This is a genomic window from Staphylococcus pasteuri (assembly GCF_030547725.1).
Classification (GTDB): Bacteria; Bacillota; Bacilli; order Staphylococcales; family Staphylococcaceae; genus Staphylococcus; species Staphylococcus pasteuri.
Genome location: NZ_JAUOQO010000960.1, coordinates 1 through 236, shown reverse-complemented (window position 1 = coordinate 236; position 236 = coordinate 1). Strand labels below are relative to the sequence as shown.

At 47.0% G+C, this 236-nt stretch carries 1 protein-coding gene; it reads left to right on the top strand.

Annotated features, from left to right (window positions below; genetic code table 11):
* Nucleotides 1-18 precede the first annotated feature (18 nt).
* A partial coding sequence (locus Q4528_RS16040; protein WP_303522757.1) for an MFS transporter occupies nt 19-236 on the top strand: 218 nt, incomplete at its 3' end.

The following is a 236-nucleotide window of genomic DNA, read 5'->3' as shown; positions in this document are numbered from 1 at the left end:
GCCTTGGGGTTGTAATTCTTGGCCTCACTGTCTGATGCAGTAGGCCGACGCAAAATTCTATTAGTATCGATTGCTGTTGTGCCGTGTTTAAGCCTGTTTATTGGCTTGGCTCATCCCCAGTCTTTTTATGCCATTATTGCGCTACGTTTTTTACAGGGCGTATGTTTAGCCGGTGTTCCCGCGGTAGCAATTGCTTACTTAGCCGAACAGTTAGACTCACGCGCGTTGATTAAAGC